This window comes from Microcoleus sp. CAWBG640, assembly GCF_020883015.1.
Taxonomy (GTDB): domain Bacteria; phylum Cyanobacteriota; class Cyanobacteriia; order Cyanobacteriales; family Microcoleaceae; genus Microcoleus; species Microcoleus anatoxicus.
Map to the genome: position 1 here is coordinate 65421 of NZ_JAHRFC010000018.1, position 23343 is coordinate 88763.

The window sequence follows — 23343 nt, forward strand, 5'->3', positions numbered from 1 at the left end:
ATGACACAAACTCCCGCCAAACCAACAACAGTACAGTTGCTCAACGCCCTAGAAGAAGCACGTACCAAACTAGAAGCAGTTCAGCAAGCAAAAGAAGAACCGATTGCCATCATTGGCATGAGTTGCCGTTTTCCTGGTGCAAAAGATATAGATTCTTTTTGGCATTTGCTCTCGAATGGTGTGGATGCAATTCAGGAAGTACCTGCTAACCGATGGAAGATTGATGCCTGTTACGATCCCAATCCAGATGCGCCAGGAAAGATGTCTAGCCGTTATGGTGGCTTTTTATCGGAAGTGGATAAGTTTGACGCTCACTTCTTTGGGATCTCGCCTCGCGAAGCAATGTCTCTTGATCCGCAGCAGCGGCTACTGCTAGAAGTAAGTTTTGAGGCCTTAGAAAATGGCGGTCAGTCATCAGAAAAGCTATTTGGCACTCCCACTGGCGTATTTATCGCCATTAGTACCTTTGACTATGCTATGCGCCTTTCAGAAGCGCGATCGCAAATCGACGCTCACTTAGGCACAGGAACCCTTTTGAGTCCAGCAGCAGGACGCTTGTCTTATAGTTTGGGACTGAAAGGAGCAAGCATGGTAGTAGATACAGCTTGTTCTTCCTCCCTCGTGGCGGTGCATCTAGCTGCAAACAGCTTGCGTAACAAAGAATCCGACCTAGCTTTAGTCGGAGGTGTGAACTTGCTGCTAGGACCAAGCCTCAGCATCAATTTCACAAAAGCCCGGATGCTTGCTCCCGATGGTCGTTGTAAAACCTTTGATCAGAGTGCAAATGGGTATGTCCGCAGTGAAGGTTGTGGTGTTGTTGTTTTGAAGCGCCTTAGTCAAGCCATCCGCGATGGAGACAACGTTTTAGCATTAATTCGAGGTTCCGCCCTCAATCAGGATGGGGCAAGTGGCGGCCTCACCGTACCTAGCGGCCCTTCTCAGGAAGCAGTAGTTCGTCAGGCATTGAAAAATGCCGGTGTTAAGCCGAAGGAAGTTAGCTATATTGAAGCGCATGGTACGGGTACTTCCTTGGGAGATCCAATTGAAGCAAATGCTTTGGGTAGCCTCTTTAGCGATCGGGAAGAACCCTTGATTGTAGGCTCCGTTAAAACTAATATCGGACACCCAGAAGCAGCGGCTGGTATAGCAGGTCTGATCAAAGTTGTTCTCTCCCTACAACACAAAGAGATTCCGCCTCACCTGCACTTTGAGAAACCGAACCCTTACATTGCTTGGGAGCAACTACCGATCAAAGTGCCCACTGAATTAACTCCTTGGTCAACAGTCAATAAACAACGAATTGCTGGAATCAGCTCCTTTGGGTTTAGTGGCACTAATGCTCATATAGTCCTTTCCGAAGCACCGCCAGTTGCAGCAAAAAGCGAGGGAGAAACAGCCCTGCGCCCCCAACATCTGCTCACCCTCAGTGCCAAAACCAAACCCGCACTCGAACAGATGGTTCGCAACTACTCAGAACACGCTTCCACTCATCCCAACTTAGAGTGGGCTGATGTCTGTTACACAACTAATACTCGGCGCACTCATTTCCACGAACGCTTAGCTGTGGTTGCCGACTCAGTTTCTCAAGCACAGGAAAAATTATTAGCTCATCTGGCAGGAGCGGAAACCACTCATCTGTACGGAGGCAGCAAGAGCGAAAGTCAACCTCAAATTGCCTTTCTATTCACAGGTCAAGGTTCCCAGTATCTAGGGATGGGACGGAAGCTATACGAAACACAACCAACATTTCGGAAATCCCTAGAGCGCTCTCAGGAAATTTTAAATACCATCGGCAATCAGGAGCGATCGCTACTCTCCATCCTCTACCAAAATGATGACAATTCCCTTTTAGAGCAAACTGCCTACACCCAACCAGCCTTGTTTGCTATAGAGTACGCCCTAGCCGAATTATGGAAATCCTGGGGTATTGAACCAAGCGCAGTCATCGGTCACAGCGTTGGGGAATATGTCGCGGCTTGTGTAGCAGGGATTTTCTCCTTAGAAGACGGCTTGAAAATGATTTCAGCCAGAGGCAGTTTAATGCAAAAACTGCCATCCAACGGCGAAATGGTATCCCTATTAGCTTCTGTTGAACAAGTAGTAGAAGCACTGCAAGGACTTGACTCAGTAAGCATCGCAGCCATCAACGGGCCTGAAAGCGTCGTCATTTCTGGTGCAGGGGAAGCAGTACGTCGGGTAGTGCAGGAATTAGAAAGCAAGGGAATTAAAACTAAGCGATTAAAAGTTTCCCATGCCTTCCATTCAGCATTGATGGAGCCAATGCTGGCAGATTTTCGCCAAGTAGTGCAAGAGGTAACATTCCACCAACCAAAACTCAACTTTATCTCCAATGTCACGGGCAATTTTGAGCGCGTTTTACCCACAAACCCGGAATATTGGGTAGATCACGTCCTCAAACCAGTGAAATTTGCCTCTGGAATTGAGACATTACACAGAGAAGGAGTAGAGATATTTGTGGAGATGGGGCCTCAGCCAATATTGCTGGGGATGGGTCGTCAGTGCTTGCCATTAGGGTATGGAACCTGGCTGCCGACGCTACAGCTAGAGCAAAGCGATTGGCAAGGACTGCTTCAGGCATTGGGTCAATTGTATGTACGGGGTGTGGCGATAGATTGGGAGAGCTTCCACCGCGACTCTAGCCACCGCCCAGTGGGAGTACCAACTTATCCTTGGCAGCGAGAGCGCTACTGGATTGATGCTGCACAAAGACAACCACAGACGGAATCGGGAATGCAGAACGGGCATCATCCTCTACTGGGTCAACGAATTCGGAGTGCAGCGCTGAAAAATCAACAAATAGTTTTTGAAAGTCAACTCAGCTCAGATTTCCCTGCATATTTAGCGGATCATGCTCTCTATGAGAAAGTCATTTTCCCCACCGCTGCTTATGTGGAGATAGCGTTAGCAGCAGGAGCGCAAATCTTCGGAGCAGGGTCGCTGGAGAATCATCCACAATTAGTAGTTGAAGAATTTCTGATTGAGCAGTCGCTAGTTTTGAATCCTGAAGAAACAGTCTCGGTTCAATTAGTATTAACACCCAACGAATCCGGGTATGAATTTGGGATTTTCAGCCGCAAAAACTCAGATAATGTTGATGAGAATGAAACATGGACTCGCCATTCCCAAGGTTATCTTTTGAGTACCAAAGCTCCGGTGGCAAAAGCGCCGCTAGATTTGGCTGGTGTTCAGCAAAAAGTTAACCAAGAGATTGAAATCAAGGGCTATTACCAAAAATTCAGCGATTTGGGAGTAGAGTACGGCCCGAACTTCCAAGTAATTGAGAAATTGTGGCGTTCTCAGGGTGACTCACCAGAAGTCCTCGGTAAGATTAAATTACCTGAAATGGTAGAGAGTGGTGTAAATGACAGCTTACATCCGCTGCTGTTGGATGGTTGCTTGCAGCTTTTGGCGGCGGCTCTTGAAGATGGCCCTGATAGCGATACCAAGACTTATTTTCTAGTCGGTTTAGAGCGTCTAAATTTCTTCAAGCAGCCTAGTACAAGCATTTGGTGTCACGTTCATCAATCATCAAATCAGGGCAACTCTGGTTTGCTGACTGCTTTCGATTTACATTTGGTTGATGAGAATGGAATAGCAGTAGCCGATCTGATTAATTTACAGGTGCGGCGTGCTAATCAAACTGCGCTGCTAGCCAATCAAACAGATGATTGGTTATACAGAATTGGTTGGGAAGTAAAACCGCGTGTCTTGGCAGAAAGCTCGTCATTTGCTAAGACGAATAACAAAACCTCTAAAGCAGGCAGTTGGCTGATTTTCAGCGATGGGGGAGAAGTAAGCAACTCCTTAGCTGACCTTCTCAAAAAACAGGGCGATCGCTGTATTTTAATTTCACAAGGAGCGTCTTTTTCATTATTAGATGGCGATCGCTATCAAATCAACCCCTCCGAACCAAAAGACTTCCAGAACCTACTTTCCGCAATAGTCAAGAAAGAGCAGTCAGTCTGCCGTGGGATAGTTTACTTATGGGGTCTCGATCGCAAGCTGGAGATATCAGATGTGCCAACAACAGCACTGGATCTATGTTCTAGTCTGTTGTATTTGGTTCAAGCATTATCTGCAATTCCTCCCCATCATTGGGGCAAAAAGATGCCTCGTTTATCCTTGGTAACTCGTAATGCCCAAGCAGTGACAAAATCCCCCTTACAAGTAGAACAATCGCCATTGTGGGGCTTAGCCCGCGTCATTGTTTTAGAACATCCCGAACTAGAAACCGTCTGTATCGATCTTTCCTCGCACCAAGTTAATGAGAGCGAAATCCTGCTCAAAGAAATCCTCTTCCCAGAGCAAGAAGAGCAAGTAGCTTTTCGAGATGGAAAGCGTTATGTCGCTCGATTGAAACGTGCTGATGCTAAAACTATCACCCACCTAGCAAAAATTGATTCATCAGGCAGTTACTTAATAACTGGTGGCTTAGGATCATTAGGACTGCAAGTGGCAAATTACCTTGTGGAACAAGGCGCACGCCACCTACTGCTAGTGGGACGACAAGGAGCAGTATCCCCAGAAGCACAAGCAGGAGTCAAGGAGTTAGAAGACAAAGGGGCGTTGGTGAAGATTGTCAAAACTGACATTTCTCAACCCGATAGTGTAGCAACGCTAACTGCCGCAACCGATATCCCCTTACGAGGAGTAGTTCACGTCGCAGGTGTTTTAGATGATGGGATGGTCAGGGATCAAAACCGGCAGCGATTCTCAAAAGTCATGGCTCCCAAGGTTCAAGGTACTTGGAACTTGCACAAACTGACCAAAGAAATGCCATTGGATTTCTTTGTTTGCTTTTCCTCTATGACCTCAGTTATAGGTGCGCTAGGTCAAGGAAATTATTCTGCGGCCAATGCCTTTATGGATGCACTCTGCCATCACCGACACGCATTGGGATTACCCGCTGTCAGCATCAACTGGGGCCCTTGGGCTACTTCTGGGATGGCAACTCGATTGGATGCAAATATTCAAAGTCGTTGGGAGGCAATAGGTTTTGGAATGATTTCGCCGAGTCAAGGAGCGCATCTATTTGCTAACTTGTTCACCGCCAAAGCACCACAAGTGGGCGCGATGCCAATAAACTGGTCGAAATATACGGTAGAAAGTGCGTTCTTCACTGACCTCCGAAAAACTACCGACCAAAAGAAAGAGCAACAAAAAACTGCACCTAACTTCCTGGAAACGGTAAAGGCTGCTGAAAAAGAGCAACGCCAGGCACTTTTAGTGGCTCACATCCAATCTCAAGTATCCAAAGTCTTGGGCTACCAGAAAGATCGCGTATTCTCTGTTTCGGAAGGGTTTTTTGACTTAGGAATGAGTTCTCTGACATCTGTAGAATTGAGAAACAATTTGCAAAATAGCTTAGGCTGTCGTTTGCCCGCTACGCTAACTTTTGATTATCCAACTGTTAAAAAGTTGGTTGATTATCTGATGGCGGAGTTCATAGAAGAGGCTGATGAAGATGAGGATGTAGATGTCTCCGAGCAGTCTTTCCAAATAAATAGTAAAGCCCTTACATTCCAACCCCTAGAGGAAAATGATGATGCCGATGAAATTGCAAGACAATTTGCAGAACAATTAGGTATGCAATGGGTTAACTAGATGAACCCAAATCTAGATACTCATCGTTTAGATGAGTATCTAGATGATTGAAAATAATGAACAGCGCTATGTTCAGATCAATTCAATGAATGCAGAAGAATTAGGCAACATATAATGGGGTTAATCAGATGAGTGAAAGTAATGAACAACGCTATGTTCAATTGATGAAGGTAGCGTCGCAAAAAATAGCCGATTTACAAGCTGAAGTTGAGCGATTAAAGCAGAAAGAACGCGAACCGATCGCCATTGTTGGTATGAGTTGTCGGTTGGCAGAAGCCGATAATCCTGAAGCATTTTGGGAATTACTTTCCAATGGTGTAGATGCCATTCGAGAAGCCCCAAAGGGTCATCATTCATATCTAGATCCCTATTACGATCCAGATCCAGATATGCCAGGCAAGGTGTATATGCGGCGTGCAGGATTTCTCAACCAATCTCCCAAAGATTTTGATGCTAGTTTTTTCGGGATTTCCGCCAGAGAAGCAGCAAGTTTAGATCCCCAGCATAGACTGGTGATGGAAGTAGCTTGGGAAGCCTTAGAAAACGCTGGATTTGTCCCCGAAAAATTGGCAGGCAGCCAGACAGGTGTTTTTATTGGGATATGTGCCAATGACTACGTTTGGCAACTTGTCAAACAAGACCCTGTAGAAACAGATTTCTACATAGGATCGGGGAACGCCTATAGCCCAGTGGCAGGTCGCCTTTCTTACTTCTTCGACTTTACAGGTCCTTGTCTCGCCGTTGATACCGGCTGTGCTTCTTCATTGGCTGCAATTCACTTAGCAGTTGTCAATTTGCGAAGGGGAGATTGCAACATGGCACTGGCTGGAGGCGTACAGCGATATGTCTCGCCGGAATATTGGCTCAACCTTTGCAAATCCCGAATGCTGTCTCCAGATGGTCGTTGCAAAACTTTTGCGGCAGGAGCAAATGGTTATGCTCGCGGCGAAGGTTGTGGCATCATCGTTCTCAAACGTCTTTCAGATGCAGTAGCTGATGGTGACAATATTCTGGCCTTAATTAGAGGCACGGCTCATGGGCAAGATGGACGAACCAGCGGGCTCACTGTACCCAGCGGTTCTTCTCAGCAAAATGTGATTCGCAGAGCGCTTGCCAATGCAGGTATTAAGCCCAAAGATGTCAATTATATTGAGGCTCATGGTACAGGTACTTCTCTGGGAGACCCAATTGAAGCAAATGCTTTGATAAAGGTCTTTCGCCAACGAGAAGAACCTTTGATCTTAGGTTCTGCGAAAACTAATATCGGACACTTGGAAGGAGCCGCTGGCGTAGCAGGTTTGATCAAAATCGTTCTCTCGTTACAAAATGAGATGATTCCACAACACCTACACTTCAAGGAGCCTAGCCCTTATATTGCTTGGGATGAGATGCCAATAAAAGTGGCAAGTGAACAGATACCCTGGCCAGCAACAGATAAAACTAGGTTTGCTGGAGTTAGTTCCTTTGGTTTTACGGGCATCAATGTCCATGCTGTTCTTTCAGAAGCACCACCAGTAGCAGCAAAAAGTGAGGCAGAAACTTGGAAGCGCCCCCTACACCTGCTCACTCTTAGTGCCAAAACTAAACCCGCACTCGAACAGATGGTTCGTAACTACGAGAAGCACTTAGCTACCCATCCCAACTTAGAGTGGGCTGATGTCTGTTACACAACTAATACTCGGCGGACTCATTTCCACGAACGTTTAGCTGTGGTTGCTGACTCAGTTTCTCAAGCACGGGAAAAATTATTAGCTGATTTAGCAGGAGCAGAAAACACCAATCTGTTTAAAGGTAGCAAGAGCGAAAGTCAAACTCAAATCGCTTTTCTATTCACAGGTCAAGGTTCCCAGTATGTAGGTATGGGACGGGAGCTATACGAAACACAACCAATTTTTCGTCAGGCTTTAGACCGCTGTCAGGAAATTTTAAATGCCATTGGGAAGCAGGAAAAATCGTTACTTTCGGTTCTGTACCAAAGCGATGACAGTTCTCTCCTAGAGCAAACCGCTTATACGCAACCAGCGCTATTTGCCTTAGAGTACGCCCTAGCCTCTATGTGGAAATCTTGGGGTTTAGAACCAACCGTAGTCATCGGTCATAGTGTCGGGGAATATGTAGCAGCTTGCATAGCGGGGATTTTCTCCTTAGAAGACGGATTAAAAATGATTGCTGCCAGAGGGCAGTTGATGCAAAAACTGCCATCTAACGGAGAAATGGTATCTCTGTTAGCTTCGGTTGAACAAGTGGCAGAAGCAATTAAAGATACGAACTTAGTAAGCATCGCGGCTATCAACGGGCCTGAAAGCGTCGTCATTTCTGGGGAAGGGGAAGCGGTACGTCGAGTAGTGCAGGAGTTAGAACACAAGGGAATTAAAACTAAGCGCTTAAAGGTTTCCCATGCCTTCCATTCAGCTTTAATGAAGCCAATGCTGGCTGAGTTTAGCCAGGTGGTGCAAGAGGTGACATTCCACCAACCCAAAGTCAATTTTATCTCCAATGTCACGGGCAATTTTGAGCCTGTTTTACCCGCAGACCCAGAATATTGGGTAGATCATGTGGTTAAACCAGTGAGATTTGCCGACGGTGTGGAGACATTGCACAGAGAAGGAGTAGAGATATTTGTGGAGATGGGGCCCCAGCCAATATTGCTGGGTATGGCACGTCATTGTTTACCATCTGAGTATGGAACATGGCTGCCGACGCTACAGCGAGAGCAAAGCGATTGGCAAGGCGTGCTTCAGGCTGTAGGTCAATTGTATGTGCAGGGTGTGGCAATTGATTGGGACGGTTTCCATCGCGACTATGGCCACCGCCAAGTGGGAGTGCCAACTTATCCTTGGCAGCGAGAGCGCTACTGGATTGATGTGACACATACACAACCTCTGACGCAATCTGGCACCCAGAGCGTTGCCCATTCGCTCGGTCAACCATCACCTCAGCAGCCCACTGGCAAAGATTTTGCCGATCAGGTGGTGTGGGAACCACAAGATAAACCTTTGATAGCTGGTATTCTCGAAAAGAAAGAGGGAGAAGGAACTTCACTCAATTTGGTCGAACAGTTAAAGGCAACTGAGAAAGAGCAACGTAAAGCACTGTTAATTGCTCATATTCAATCTCTATTGTCTCAGGTTTTGGGAGATAAACATGATAGGACTTTCTCCCTATCACAAGAATTTTTCGACTTAGGAATGGATTCTATGACATCCCTAGAGCTAAGAAATCGCTTGCAAAACTTGATAGGCATCCCATTGTCATCAACTTTGTTTTATAAATATCCAACAGCAGAGGCATTAGTTCATTATTTGATTCAAGATGTGCTTGCTACTTTTGTAAGCTTTGATGATGAATAGGGGTTAAGGTGCTCCCCGGAGTCGCTTCCGGGGCAGTGTTTTCGCCTACTAATTAGGGTTGGCTGAAAAAGTTGTCCGTGATAGCGTAGCGTGACGTAAGTCATGGGCAGGGAACAGGGATTATTGAGAATTAAAACCGATAGTTATTGACTGCGAGACCGTAAGATATGCCAATACGCCCGTACTTCGTTTAGGAAAAACCGTTCGGCTGACGCTCACTGTGGCGCATGGCATTCGTATTTAAATAGTTTGAACCTAGTACCTGGGCATCAGCATCAGTTCCTCAATCACGGCCGCATCGTTCAATTGAGCAATATGTAAAATTGACTGAGCCACTATTTCTGGGGTTAACATGGCTGAACGGTCAAAGTTAGCTTGGACGGTTTCCGTATCCCAAAGTGGTGTATTGACAGCACCAGGACAGATTACACTGACGCGAATATTGTGCGCACGTTCTTCTACAGCTAGGGTTTGAGAAAGAGCCATCAACCCAAATTTGCTGACACAGTAAGCTCCCCATTCAGCAGTAACTTGTTTACCAGAATCCGAAGAAACATTAATTATTGTTCCAGACCGACGATCGCGCATACCTGGTAAAATCCCCTGAGTACATTGGAATACGCTCGTGAGATTTAGATCAATAACTCTTTGCCAGTCTGCTAAAGGTGTTTCTAGTAATAACCCAGTATAACCCATCGCGGCGTTATTCACGAGAATATCGATCGGGTTGTAAGTGGTATCGATCGCCCTGATCTGTTCTCGCACTTCGTCAATTTTGGCTAAGTCTAAGGGAAAAGCTTTAGCCTTTACACCAATTTTTCTAGCTGCTTCTGCTACTTGTTCAAGTTTTTCGCCCGAGCGGCTTACCAGCGCTAAATTAATTCCAGCTTCGGCAAAAGCTAATGCTGTTGCCTTACCAATTCCACTACTTGCACCTGTAATGAGAGCACAGCGTTGTGTCTGACTATTCATACAAATCTCCAAATCTCCAAATAATATTATAGCAACCGCCTTGGCGGTTAGGGCATAAACTGTAAGTAGACCTTTTTGCAGCGCGCTCGCAAAATTTATTGCTATACTTTATTTAATCCATATTCCTAATGATGAAAATAGCCTATGTCTTCCTCCGAAATGAACACAAATCCTATTGACGACAGCATCATCGCTACAAAGTCTGCTCAAACCAATCCTTCAATAAAACAGAAGGACATTCAGATCAGAACTGCATCAGCTTCCGACCAGAGATATATTACTGCTGCAATGGTTCTAGCCTTTAACAACGATCCTATTATCCGCTGGATGTATCCTGACCCCTATCAATATCTCACTTATTTCCCACTCCTGTTTGGAGCATATATGAACGAGTCCTTGGCCCACCAGACTTCTTATTATGTTGATGGTTATGGGGGTGCGGTGCAATGGATTCCGCCAGGGATAGAATGGGATGCAGAACCATTAAGGAAAGTATTTCAAGAAGGTATCGCTGAGTCACGCCAAGCAGAGGCATTTGAATTGTTCGATCGATTGGGGCATGATCATCCTAGTCAGCCTCACTGGTATCTGGCGTTTCTGGGTGTGGAGCCAATTCAACAGCGTAAAGGCTTTGGTTCAGCCCTATTGCGGCCTGTTCTGGGACAATGCGATCGCGATAGTATTCCTGCTTGTGTGGAATGTCTTACCAAAAACGTAGCATTCTATAAACAGCAAGGGTTTGAGTTAATTAGCCAGTATCAAGTTGGTGATATACCGATTATTGTCAGAATGATTCGCCAGCCACAATAGCAGGTTGGTGATGCAAAAAAAAATCCCATCCCTGTGTTCTCGCCTCATGAAAGCCGGAGGTTGAGTAACAGTAGTAACTGTATTAACTAATGCTCCCAATCGTTAACTTTTACTTCCAGGCATATTGCTCGTCATGCCAAACAGATAGTAAAATCGCTCTATGCTAAGTAGTCGGACAAAAATAAAGTTAACTATGAGGACAAGGGAACAGGGAACAGGGAACGGGGAACAGTAAAGGTTTCAGGCTTGTTAATATTTATTAACACAGTGTCGTTTACTTTTGTCCGACTACTTAAGGCTATAATAAAATTGCAACGATTGGGCCACTGGTAGGCTTTTTGAATGGGTTGTCACCCGTCAGCTACCTGAGAAAGGCTATAGCGCCTCTAAATCATTTGTGTAAATTGCGGTGTAAGGGTAAAGGCTTATGACAACAGAAATGCCAAACAATCGAAGCCCCCATGGTTTAAGAAAGCACTGTCTTTCCTATGAGGCAGTAATTGCTCAATCTATAGTCTTAATGTCACCTAGCCTAATCCCATCAACTATATTAAGCTTAATTTTTGCTAGTGCCGGAAATGGGACATGGTTAAGTTTTATCATAGGTATGGTTGGACTGTTATTTGTCAGTTTCAACATTAACCAATTTGCTTGTCGTTCCGCTTCTCCTGGTTCGCTATATTCATATATTATCAAGGGTCTTGGTCCTCATGTCGGAGTTTTTTGTGCTTGGGCTTTGCTGCTGGGCTATTTATTTGGAGCAATGGTAGGATTGTGTGCATTTGCCATCTTTAGTCAAAAATTATTAGGTGATATTGGTCTTACCACCCATGCTTTGACCTTATTTATCCTAGTTACTGTTGCAGCTTGCTATGTAGCTTTTAAGGATATTCGCTTCACTAAAATTCTCCTAGTAGTTCAAGGAGTCTGCCTCGCGTTGATCCTTTTATTGTGCTTAATTATCTTAGTAAAGAAAGGTTTTGTGATAGATTGGAATCAATTGAGCTTGCAAGGAGCCACTCCTGGGGGAATAACAATGGGACTTGTCCTAGTTATCCTCAGTTTTGCTGGCTTTGACAGTGCAACAGCTTTGGGTGATGAAGCAAAAAACCCCCTAAAGACTATCCCTAGAGCTGTGACGCAAAGCATAATTTTTTGTGCTATATTCTACATGATCACGACCTATATTGTGGTGCTGGGTTTTAGCGGTACTAATGAAAATTTAGGTAAAATAGAAACTCCATTAAATTTTCTAGCACATCAGATCGGATTAGACTTTTTAGGAGTACTAATTAGTATAGCTTTCTTACTTACTTTATTCGTTGCTATCTGCGGTTGTATTAATTTCACATCCCGAATATTTCTGTCCATGTCGCTTCATGGTTGGTTTCACCATTCTTTAGGAAAAACCCATGATACTAATCTTACACCTCACAATGCGATCGCTTTATCAGGTTTTATTATCTTGATTATCCCCTCCGTATTCAAGATATCTGGCTATGATACGTTTGAGTTACAAAATTATTTTGGTATCATTTGCTCGTTTGGATTTTTGGTAATGTACATTTTGGTTTCCATTGCAGCACCAGTCTACTTGTTCCAACTTAATAAACTGAAACCAATAGATGTGCTATTCGCTATTCTAGCAGTTAGTTTTATGATCCTTCCCTTTATTGGCATAATTGGAATTCCTGGTAGTAGTCTATTTCCAGTTCCAGACTTTCCTCAAAATATTCTACCCTACTTGGTCTTAATGTACTTCATGGCTGGGTTTGGATGGTTCCTTTTTCAGAAGAAACGTTATCCCAAAATCGTAGAAAATATGAATAATTCTATTGAGGAAATTCATACCAGGTTTAGTGATGAGGAAAATCTTTAACTAAGCAGTAAAACACCCCCGAAACCGTGTATTAGCATCAGAGAGTGGGTAGTCCCACCTCTTCATCACTCCTTTTATTTTGTAATGTAGCATCAGATGCGATCGCGATTGCCTCAATCACGATCTAATTCTGTAGATATTCTATAGTTTTCTCTAACTGCTAGGAAAATTAGTCACATCCAGATAAAATTAAATTGGTAAAGCTAGTTGGACAAAAATAAACAACGTCATTGCGTTGGCGTTACAGTTTAGGCTATAAAATTAACTCCGTAAGGAGAATCATATAAACAGGACTTTTTTATGAAAATTGGTATTGTTGGCAGCGGGAAGATTGGCGGCCCACTAGGAAGGCTCTGGGCACAGTCGGGGCATAACGTATTCTTTTCCTCGCGAAATCCCGATAGTCTACGCGCACTGGTTGAAAAGGCGGGTAACGGATCGCAGGCAGGAACACCTGAAGAGGCGATCGCTTTCGCAGATGTTGTTCTAGAAGCTGTTCCCTTTTCTTCCACGATGTCGTTGCCGGCAGATGCACTCGCTGGGAAAATGCTCATCAGCGCTTCAAATTACGACCCTCAGCGTGACGGCGAGATTGAGATTGACGCACCAAGTCAAAGCGAAGCCATTGCTCAGAGACTTCCGCAAACAGTGGTCGTTAAGGCGTTCAATATGATGTTTTTCCAAGAGATAGAGGCTCGAGCCAATGGAGAGCTATTCTCTGAGCTAGCCATCTTTTACGCTGGTGATGATGTAGAGGCAATGGCGATCGCCGCGAAGATGATTGAAGAAGCAAGATTTGTGCCTGTAAAAGCCGGATCGCTCGCTGACGGGCGCTACTTTCAAATTGGGGAACCACTCTATGCTCGGTGCTGGTCGGAAGAGGTAGCTCAGCAGGCTCTCGCTCAGGTCAAAGCTCTCAGGGTAAGGGCTTAGACTTTTGAAGCTCAAAAAAGATTATTGCGTAGATATTCTATAGTTTTCTCTAACTACTAGGAAAATTAGTCAGATCCAGATAAAATTAATTTGGTGAACCTAGTTGGACAAAAATAAACAACGTCATTGCGTTGGCGTTACACTTTAGGCTATAAAATTAACTCCGTAAGCAGAATCAGGAGAATAGAGAATCATGGGTGAAGCGAATAGAAGTTTGAATTTGGCCCAAACAGACCAAACGGATAATTTTTTAAGTGTAGCACCTGTAAAAGAGGATTGGGGCGGAGATGGGAGCGGACGCTTGAACCTATCAGGAAGGTCTACGGCCATATCGAAAGAGTATGTGCCGCGTCAGTATCAATTTTTCAATACAAATACGGTGCCAGAAGAACCAGGATGGCGAATCAGTGGAATGCCAGATCGAGTCCTACCAGGAAGACGAAGATTGCTGACTTGGCATGACTGTGGTGCATCTACTTCCAGAGTAATCCTACCGCCCAAATTTGCAGCGCCATCCGGGATCTTCACTGCTGACTTGGAAATTTTTATTCTTTCTGGTAAGATCCAAATTGGTGAATGGCAACTAGGTCAACATGGTTACTCCTTTATTCCTGCTGGGGTAAAAGTAGAATCTTGGCAAGTTTTAGGTGAAGAGGAAGCGGAAATCCTGTGGATGGAAAATGGGCCAGTTCCTCTCCAGTACCAAGATGCAGAAACCAATCATCCAGATGCGAGAATAAGTGAATTTATTCCAGCCTTGGATAGCAAATTGTTGCCTTGGGTTAATATAGAGGCACGAAAAAAAAAGAAGATTTTAAGGCAACATAATAACGGCGGTCAAACAAGGCTATTTATCTACTTGCCACACTATGAAACTCAGTATGGAATGATTTATTCCTACAATGAAGAGGCCTATGCTTTAGGTGGATATTGCGATCTAGGAAATTACCCATTTGCGAAGGATCACTTCTGCTATTGTCCTAGCTATAATACTCTTCCTAGAGAGATAACAGTTGATGGACTTTTCGGGTTTGCCAGAGTTGATAGAGATGTATCCCAAACTGCCGTAGTGTCGTCATATGCACATATTAACGGATGAATCGGACAGCCGTTGGTTAGAGGCAGTGGATATTAATTAATTATGTACGCCTTATGTGAGTTAAAAATGCCCTGGTTATTTTAAGGGTTTCAGACTTCACTTTAGCAGCAGGGCCTAGCCTTACGAATGAGATTGCGTTATTCCAGCCTCCAACTCACATAAGGCGTTATAAATCAGACCGCAATAATGAAACGCCGCATAAACAGATAGTCTTTATCGTTCCAGATCTTCAGATCCTCAGTTAACTTGACAATGACACAGCGGCGTAGGTGGGGAAATCTGTGTAACCTTCAGCCCCAAACGTAGATCCAAATCCAAAAAGGAGCGATCGCCAAAGTGAGGAGCTCCTTTTAAGGCATATCAGCTCACCCCCTTACCTGGTAGGTCTTTCAACTTGCTTACTTGTCACCCTTTCAGCTACCCTAAAATAATTCTTAGATATCCTGACTTTAGATGTAGACACGGCGAATGTTTTTATGGTATTATCCTGCAAGATACCAGCCACAGCATTATGCCATGCTACCTTATTTACAGCCCCGATGGACATATGTGTGCAACCCTTTCAAAAAACAAACGTCCTAATTTTCATGGAGGAGACATTTTGGGAGGAACATTACAACAACAGGCCGAGGCAGTACAAACATATATTGCCTATTGCGGTAAATATGAAGTCAAACCAGATAAAGTTGTTCATCTGCCTGATGTCAGCCTGTTTCCGAATTATATTGGTACAAGGCAAGAACGCTTCTATAAATTTGAGAATGGCAAGCTAGTATTGAATCAGGCTCCAGAATTGATGGATGGTAAGAAACAAACTGCTTTTATAATTTGGGAGCGCGTTCCAGAGTAACAGTTTACATCATTCCCAAACGTTACCGGAAAAAACAGCTACACATTGATGGTAGATTAAGAGGCACGGATATGCTGATTATTTGATTCAAGATGTGCTTGCTACTTTTGTAAGCTTTGATGATGAATACGGGTTAAACTCTTCCCCAGAGGTGACTCTGGGGCATTGTTTTTGCCCACTAATTTATTGAGAATTAAGAACAATGAAAATTGGTATTGTTGGCAGCGGGAAGATTGGTGGCCCACTAGGAAGGCTTTGGGCACATTCGGGGCATAAGGTATTCTTTTCCTCGCGAAATCCCGATAGTCTACGCGGACTGGTTGAAAAGGCGGGTAACGGAGCGCAGGCAGGAACACCTGAAGAGGCGATCGCTTTCGGAGATGTTGTTCTAGAAGCTGTTCCCTTCTGGGCGACGATATCATTGCCAGCAGATGCACTCGCTGGGAAAATACTCATCAGCGCTTCAAATTACTACCCTCTGCGTGATGGCGAGATTGAGATTGACGCACCAAGCCAAAGCGAAGCCATTGCTAAGAGGCTTCCGCAAACAGCGGTTGTTAAGGCGTTCAATATGATGTTTTTTGAAGAGATAGAGGCTCGAGCCAATGGAGAGCTCTTCTCTGAGCTAGCCATCTTTTACGCTGGTGATGATGTAGAGGCAATGGCGATCGCAGCTCAGTTGATTGAAGAAGCAAAGTTTGTGCCTGTAAAAGCCGGATCGCTAGCTGACGGGCGCTACTTTCAAAATGGGGAACCACTCTATGCTCGGTGTTGGTCGGAAGAGGTAGCTCACCAGGCTCTCGCTCAGGTCAAAGCTCTCAGGGTAAGGGCTTAGGCTTTTGAACCTCAAAAAAGATTGCAACAATTAAGTAATTGGACAGAATTAATTACACATTTTTAGATCGCCAAAGTGAGGAGCTTTTTTAAGACATATCAACTCAAACCCTTACCTAGTAAGTCTTTCAACTTGCTTATCACCCTTTGAGGCTACCCTAAGATAATTTTTGGATGTCCTGACTTTAGATGTAGACACTGCAAATGTTTTTATGGTATTATCTTGCAAGACACCAGCCACAGCATTATGCCTCTGTGTGATTTCCCCAAACGCTCATTGCTGCATAATGCCTGGGACAGTTACCAAATTATTGAGGATGAATTATGGCTCCTATTTCTAATGACTCAATTGATGCCAGTATTGAACAGCGCAAGAAAGCGGGAACAAAAAAAAATCGTCTCCAGCGCTCTATTAAATGGTTTTCTGGAGGTTTAACAGCAGCCTTAATTGCATCATATGGTGCGGCTGCAATTAAAGCTGAAGCATCGAAATCTACTGCCGTTCAACAAGGTGTTACTAACTTAAAACTGGACGGAATTTCACCTAAGCAAGGTTCAATCCCCTCCGGGATGGAACATCCTCCCTATAAGGTCTCTCGCGGTGAGTTGACAGCCGCACAAAAAAAAGTTTTAGGAACTTGGCGGCTCGTATCTTGGGAAAACAAGGATGAAGAAGGGAAAGTTACCTATCCATATGGAAAGGATGCTCTTGGCTACCTTATTTACAGCCCCGATGGACATATGTGTGCAACCCTTTCAAAAAACAAACGTCCTAATTTTCCTGGAGGAGACATTTTGGGAGGAACATTACAACAACAGGCCGACGCAGTACAAACATATATTGCCTATTGCGGTAAATATGAAGTCAAACCAGATAGAGTTGTTCATCTGCCTGATGTCAGCCTGTTTCCGAATTATATTGGTACAAGGCAAGAACGCTTCTATAAATTTGAGAATGGCAAGCTGGTATTGAATCAGGCTCCAGAATTGATGGATGGTAAGAAACAAACTGCTTTTATAATTTGGGAGCGCGTTCCAGAGTAACAGTTTACATCATTCCCAAACGTTACCGGAAAAACAGCTACACATTGATCGTAGATTAAGAGGCACAGATATTCATGTGCTTCATTTTCGGGGTTAAAATTTGCCACCCTTGTTTCCAGGGATACTACCAACCACTCGTGCACAATCTACCACTCTGGCAAACAAGCGTGGCATTTACAGATTTAATTCAGCTTTATAAGACCAATACTAATTTCTGATATAAATCCAGTCTAACTAGCGCCGATAGTAATGTCTTAACTCTTGCACTCAGGTATCTTGCTAGCTGGCATAAACAAATTTTTTACAACGTAAGCCTAATTTTTCTACCGCACAAGGCATTGTTAAGATATTATATTTAGAGACAAGCTTATTTTCCTTAAGGTAATATTTTTTATGAAAACAGAAACACCTAATCCCTGGATTAAATGTCCCCAGCCCAATCCACAAGCTAATTTACGCTTATTTTGCCTACCCTATGCAGGAGGTGGGACATCGATTTTTCGTCTCTGGCCTCAAGAATTGCCGTCAAATGTAGAGCTTTGTGCGATTGAGCTGCCGGGAAGAGAAAATCGCATCAGAGAAAAACCAATTTCAGATATTGAAATTCTGGCAGACAACTTAGTGGAGGTCTTACTGCAACATTTGGATAAGCCATTTGCGATCTTTGGTCATAGTATGGGATCGCGAATTGCTTATAATCTAACTAGAAAACTCCACCAAAGAAACGTCAATCCGGTCTGTTTATTTGTATCAGGCAGCTATGCTCCGCACTTACCTGAATTAAATCCGCCCGTTTATTTGTTATCTGATACAGAATTTATTGAACAAGTAGTCAGGATTTACGCTGCTATACCAGAAGTACTCTTAGCAGATAAAGACCTCATGGAATTGTTCTTACCTATTTTGCGAGCAGATGTGACTGTAGGAACCACATATATCCCTTTCCCAGATGAACCTCTTGATTGTCCCATTTTTGCTTTGGGTGGTCTTGAAGATCCGGAAGCCAGTCATGATCTTCTTGCTTCTTGGCGTGATTACACCCGTTCCTCATTTTCAATAGAGATGTTCCCAGGTGGACACTTTTACCTGAATGAAAATGAAAATAGACAACTTTTGTTGCAGTTTCTATCTAAAACGCTAAAAGACTATTTATAGCTCCCATATCGCATCCTCGACTGTCACCAAGATAAATAGATATATAGCAGTCCTTGCAGGAGTCGTAAAGTTTTTTACCCCACCCCAACCCTCCCCTTATTAAGGGGAGGGAGTAAGAAATTCACAAATGATTTAGGATTGCTATAGTGAACTGCAAACATAAATCCTCAAAACCACAAACAGGGCATTGTTGAAACCACATTATCTACAAATAAAGGGATTCTTAAGCAATACCTTTGCCAATCTCCAAGGATGAGTTGATGATGCTATAGCTAAAAACGGCGAAGGCATTGTAAATTGATAGCTTGTGACTCAACCTCTAACTTTTCAAACATTCTCTTAAGTGCCAGACCCCATAAGTCAATACTCTAACTATGAACCTAGTCCTTCCAACTCAGTATAATTTTATACCCCGCTACTTCCGATTAGCTGTAGCCAACGTCCTATCAAGTATTATGGTGCCACTGGCCAATATAGCTAGTGTCATGTTTCTGGGTCATCTTGAAGAAATCCGCCACTTTGCTGGAGTCAACATTGCTGGAAACTTGCTTAACTTTCTCTATTTAGCTTTATTCTTTTTACGAATGGGAACCACTGGAGTTACAGCGCAAGCAGTGGGACGAGATGACCGAGAAGGTATGTTGTTAGTAGGACTGCGTAATGGCTTAATAGCTCTAGTGCTAGGTGTCGCTCTCATACTCTTACAATACCCTTTGGGAGAACTTGGATTTGCTCTGATAAATGTTCCCCCAGAGATTAAATCTTCAGGGCTTGCCTATTTCAACACCCAAATTTGGGGAGCACCTGCAATTTTACTCAATTTTGTGTTGATAGGTTGGTTTCTAGGGCGAGAAAAAAATGGCTTAGTTGTGTTTTTGTCAGTCCTTGGAAATGGTGGCAAAATCGCACTTGACTATCTACTTATTGTCCACCTGGGATGGGCAAGTGTAGGGGCAGGAGTTTCTTATGCCACAAGCCAATATTTAGCGTTGTTGGTGGGAGTGATATTTTTTTTCAAGGAATTCCAGTGGCTTGAAATACAAAGCCTATTTGGAAAAATATGGGATATATCAGCTATAAAATCTAACTTGACTCTCAATACAAACATCCTGCTCAGCAATTTAATTCTTCTGGTTGTCTCCTTAACATTCAGCTATCAAGGAGTACAAATGGGAACGTTAATTTATTCTCAAAATGCCTTATTGTGGCTGATATTTAACCTTAATACATATTTTGTAGAGGGACTGGGGTTTGGTACAGAAACTTTGGTTGGAAACTTTAAAGGAAAAGGAGATTCACAACAATTACCAGCCATAGCTTTTGTTTCTCTCTCAACTGCTCTCGTGGTAGGAGTGTGTTTCGGCGGAGTGTGCGTGCTATTTCCCGATAGTATTTTTAGGTTGTTCACTAACCACACTGAAGTCACCTCAAATATAAATATTTCTCTGCCTTGGTTACAAGCTATCTTAGTATTTTGTTCAATAGGTTATACGCTGGAAGGATACTTCTTGGGTTTAGCACAAGGACAGATCCTCCGCAATGTTAGCATAGTTCCTTTTGTAGTCGCTTTTATACCTACAAATATTGCGTTCTTTAAGTTTCCAAGTAACAATCTTTTGTGGTTTAGTGTATCTTTGTTTTATGGAATCAGAATGGTGATGTATATAATAAATTTATTCAGTACATTTGGTAGTAATGTTGTTGATAGTGGTGATTCAATCCCGGCTCTAGAAGAGAATCGCGCTTTGGGTGGTGATTTGTAAGTTGGCCCATAAATGTAGGAGACCGCAATCATAATCACCCAAGACCGCAATCAGGATTTTTTCCAGACCACATCTTTTCGTTGAATCAGGGTTGGGGGCGAGCGCTACCATCCCGAATTGTCAATAAACCGGTGATAATTGCTACTATGTTGAGGAAGGTGTGTGATGCCCATTTGTGACAATTTAAGAAAAAGTGCAAATTGTCAAGGGGGTAAACCAAAAAAGGTAAAATAGGCTAAAACATCTATCTGGCAAGCAGTTGAGCCATATCGGATGTTAAATTAGAAACTTGCTGAATTCCTTGAATACAAACGGCATGAATCGATTGAAAACTTTGGAATATCCAGCGCAAAGTAGGTCGATTTGTTCCTTTGCCCAATTGATTTTTTACGGTTTTATTAGTGAGTTGCAAATTTTGCCGGAGTAACCTTTGACCTAAAGTATAAACCAACAAACACAAACCCATTATTAAAGTTAAAGCCTCGATTCTTTCTGGGGAATGGTTTATTGATAAATTTTCCAACTGATTGCTATCTGTTTCTGTGCTATAAAAAGATACTGATGGCAACTCTTGTTCATATTTGCCATGTAGATGAAATGAACTTGAGTCGAGGTCAGATGTGTCGGTATTTATCTCGAATTTTTGAGCTGCTTCTAGGGCAATGGTTGTGAATATTTCGGTAATTCCTGCCAAATATAATTTATCTAATACTCTTCCTAAACGGTCATCATTTAAATGCGATGCTTGAATTCCTGAACCAAGTAAATGTTCTATTGCTTTCCCTTCAAAAAATTTATAAAATAAGTATAGTGGGGCGGAAACCATCCCTAATCCATTGATGATCATGGCTTTAACTACCAGGCCGGGACTGACTATCTCGCCCGGTTGTTCACCTACTAACTGATTGATTCTTTCCACAATTCCTATTTCATCAACTAGACCGGCTATCAAGCCCAGATGATCTAGGTTTTCTACTTTCATCTGGGATGCTTTCTGCATGGGCTGCTGAATCCTGATTTGATCGTTAATCGCGATCGCCAGTTTACACTATTTTTGGTGATGATTGGTTACCCAAGAGCGATCGCAATTAACGCACTTTCGCGGATGCGAGCGGGTTACGGATATGTCATAAACTTGGTCTTTTACCGAGCGCTACCAAAATAATTGAGTATTTTTACTCGCTCTTGTCTCGGATGATTCACTTTTACCCCCTCAATTCGCGTAGGCTGCCCCTTGGGGTGCGGAATGTGGGTTGTATCGGAATGATTTAACCGCGAAGGCGCGAAGTACGCGAAGCAAGAGAAGAGAGAGTTTAATACAGGACGATGAAGAGAGGATTTTATATCACCCCCCCCTGCCCCCCCCTAGGGGGGAAGGAAGAAGGAAGAAGTCACCCCCCCCCTGCCCCCCCCTAGGGGGGAAGGAAGAAGGAAGAAGTCACCCCCCCCTGCCCCCCTAGGGGGGAAGGAAGAAGATCGAGGTGAAGAATGCTGATACAGCAAGCTTTTTAGCAACCGGGGTTTTTTATGAGTTATTCAGGATTATCTGCCTCCGACAACCACATTTTTAATCCGTAAATGGGGGCCGCCGACACTGACTGGTAAGCCGCCCTGGCCGCCTTTACCACAACCGCCGTAGGCATACACTGAGTCATTTCCGATCGCCTCAATGTCCTTGAGCGTTTGAAATACGTTACCACTTAAGGTGACATCGCTCACAGGTTCTGCTAATTTGCCGTCGCGAATCATGTAACCTTGAGCCGCTGCAAAGGTAAACATTTCACCGTTGGTTTGTCCTCCCAGCATCCGCACTGCATAAACTCCTTCTGCGATGTCACCAATCATGTCATCAAAAGAATTTTCTCCCGATTCGATCGCCGTATTAGTCATGCGCACCAAGGGCATAAAAGTAGCACTCAAAGCCCGCGCATTTCCCGTGGGACTTTCGCCCATTTTGCCGGCAGTTTCCCGATTGTGCATTCGAGTGGTTAACACCCCATTTTTAATTAAATGCTTGCACTGGGCGGGTACGCCTTCGTCGTCGTATTTCAATGTTCCCGGTAATCCTGGTAAGGTGGCATCATCGATGACATTCAATTGTTCGATGGCGACTGGTTTACCCAAGGTCAACAATTCCTGCATTTTGGGGTTTTCGTAAATGCCGTCTGCTTCCGATAAATGGCCGAAAGCTTCGTGAATAAATACCCCTGATAAATAAGGGTCTAAAATGACTGGATACTGGCCACCTTTGACTGATTTTGCTTCTAGTTGACTGACAGCTCGAACGGCCGCACTCTTAACACGATCTTCAATATTTGTCAAGACATTGTAGTCCGATCGCGAATGAATAGACTCAAACCCTTGGCGGACAATGCCGCCGTCACCACGGGCGATCGCGCCAAAACGTCCGGTGACATCCAATCGCTCTTGAGCGATGGAAGTGCCTTGGGAATTTACAAAATAAGTAATTCCAAATCGATCGCTATAACCGGCAATTGTAGTCTGAATCCGTGGGTCATAATCTAATAACAATTGGTTGTAAGATTCGAGCAATTGTCGCTTTTGGGCTAAAGTAATGGAGCGAGGATCGCTACCTAATTCCACCGCTACATAATCTTGAATCGGGGTGACATCTGCTAGTATAGTTTTTTCGCTACCTACTAAGCGAGACTGAATTACAGATTCTTCAATACGGTCTTTTAATTCAGCCAAACCATTAAAAGTGACAAAACTCCAGCCACCTTTGTGACAGGCGCGGATACCACCAGCGAGGCTAAAACTGCGGTTGACAGCATCCAACTGAGGCCCACGAAAACTAATGGCTGTTGACTCGCTTTGTTCGAGGCGAACTTCTAGATAATCTACCCGATCGCGGTAGGGTGCGATCGCTTCCATCAATTGTTCCTGCATCTATTTGTCCCTAGGAGTGAGTCGCCTTAGCGTTGTAAAGAATAGCTAACTTTATTTTAATCCGCTGAATCGACTAAAAGCCGATCGCCCCCAAGGGTAAATTGGCAGCTACGCATTTA

General features: G+C 43.9%; 14 protein-coding genes. 11 read left to right on the top strand and 3 right to left on the bottom strand.

Going from position 1 to position 23343, the window contains the following annotated elements; genetic code table 11:
- Positions 1–5625, top strand: coding sequence for a type I polyketide synthase (locus tag AAFP11_RS11920; protein WP_341737262.1), 5625 nt, complete (start codon positions 1–3; stop codon positions 5623–5625).
- Between the two features lie 128 nt (positions 5626–5753).
- Entirely contained in the window at positions 5754–8975 is a 3222-nt protein-coding gene (locus AAFP11_RS11925) for a beta-ketoacyl synthase N-terminal-like domain-containing protein (RefSeq protein ID WP_341737263.1), read from the top strand.
- A 255-nt stretch (positions 8976–9230) separates the two neighbouring features.
- On the opposite strand, the gene AAFP11_RS11930 is transcribed toward AAFP11_RS11925, so the two are convergent.
- Entirely contained in the window at positions 9231–9947 is a 717-nt protein-coding gene (locus AAFP11_RS11930) for an SDR family oxidoreductase (RefSeq protein ID WP_341737264.1), read from the bottom strand.
- 144 nt (positions 9948–10091) lie between these two features.
- On the opposite strand from AAFP11_RS11930, the gene AAFP11_RS11935 reads away from it, so the two are divergent.
- From AAFP11_RS11935 to gntT, 9 genes are all read left to right on the top strand, one after another.
- Positions 10092–10757 carry a GNAT family N-acetyltransferase gene (locus AAFP11_RS11935; RefSeq protein WP_341737265.1) on the top strand — a complete coding sequence of 222 codons (666 nt, stop codon included), beginning with the start codon at positions 10092–10094 and terminating at the stop codon, positions 10755–10757.
- Positions 10758–11184: 427 nt separating this feature from the next.
- Entirely contained in the window at positions 11185–12636 is a 1452-nt protein-coding gene (locus AAFP11_RS11940; protein WP_341737266.1) for an APC family permease, read from the top strand.
- Between the two features lie 300 nt (positions 12637–12936).
- The gene (locus AAFP11_RS11945; protein ID WP_341737267.1) at positions 12937–13569 is read left to right on the top strand and encodes an NAD(P)-binding domain-containing protein; all 633 of its coding nucleotides are present in this window, start codon (positions 12937–12939) and stop codon (positions 13567–13569) included.
- 193 nt (positions 13570–13762) lie between these two features.
- Positions 13763–14668, top strand: a complete 906-nt coding sequence (locus AAFP11_RS11950; RefSeq protein ID WP_341737268.1) for a DUF4437 domain-containing protein — start codon at positions 13763–13765, stop codon at positions 14666–14668.
- A 511-nt stretch (positions 14669–15179) separates the two neighbouring features.
- Complete coding sequence (locus AAFP11_RS11955) at positions 15180–15518, top strand: lipocalin-like domain-containing protein (RefSeq protein WP_341737269.1); 339 nt, start codon at positions 15180–15182, stop codon at positions 15516–15518.
- Positions 15519–15720: 202 nt separating this feature from the next.
- A complete protein-coding gene (locus AAFP11_RS11960; protein ID WP_341737270.1) occupies positions 15721–16353 on the top strand; it encodes an NAD(P)-binding domain-containing protein in 633 nt (210 codons plus the stop codon).
- 323 nt (positions 16354–16676) lie between these two features.
- Entirely contained in the window at positions 16677–17396 is a 720-nt protein-coding gene (locus tag AAFP11_RS11965; RefSeq protein WP_341737271.1) for a lipocalin-like domain-containing protein, read from the top strand.
- A 393-nt stretch (positions 17397–17789) separates the two neighbouring features.
- Positions 17790–18551 (top strand): alpha/beta fold hydrolase, encoded by a 762-nt coding sequence (locus AAFP11_RS11970; RefSeq protein WP_341737272.1) that lies wholly within the window; start codon positions 17790–17792, stop codon positions 18549–18551.
- A gap of 374 nt (positions 18552–18925) precedes the next feature.
- A complete protein-coding gene (gene gntT, locus AAFP11_RS11975) occupies positions 18926–20314 on the top strand; it encodes a guanitoxin biosynthesis MATE family efflux transporter GntT (protein WP_341737273.1) in 1389 nt (462 codons plus the stop codon).
- A 244-nt stretch (positions 20315–20558) separates the two neighbouring features.
- On the opposite strand, the gene AAFP11_RS11980 is transcribed toward gntT, so the two are convergent.
- The gene (locus tag AAFP11_RS11980; RefSeq protein WP_341737274.1) at positions 20559–21314 is read right to left on the bottom strand and encodes a DUF4277 domain-containing protein; all 756 of its coding nucleotides are present in this window, start codon (positions 21312–21314) and stop codon (positions 20559–20561) included.
- Positions 21315–21856: 542 nt separating this feature from the next.
- Entirely contained in the window at positions 21857–23224 is a 1368-nt protein-coding gene (locus tag AAFP11_RS11985; protein WP_341737275.1) for a TldD/PmbA family protein, read from the bottom strand.
- Positions 23225–23343 lie beyond the last annotated feature (119 nt).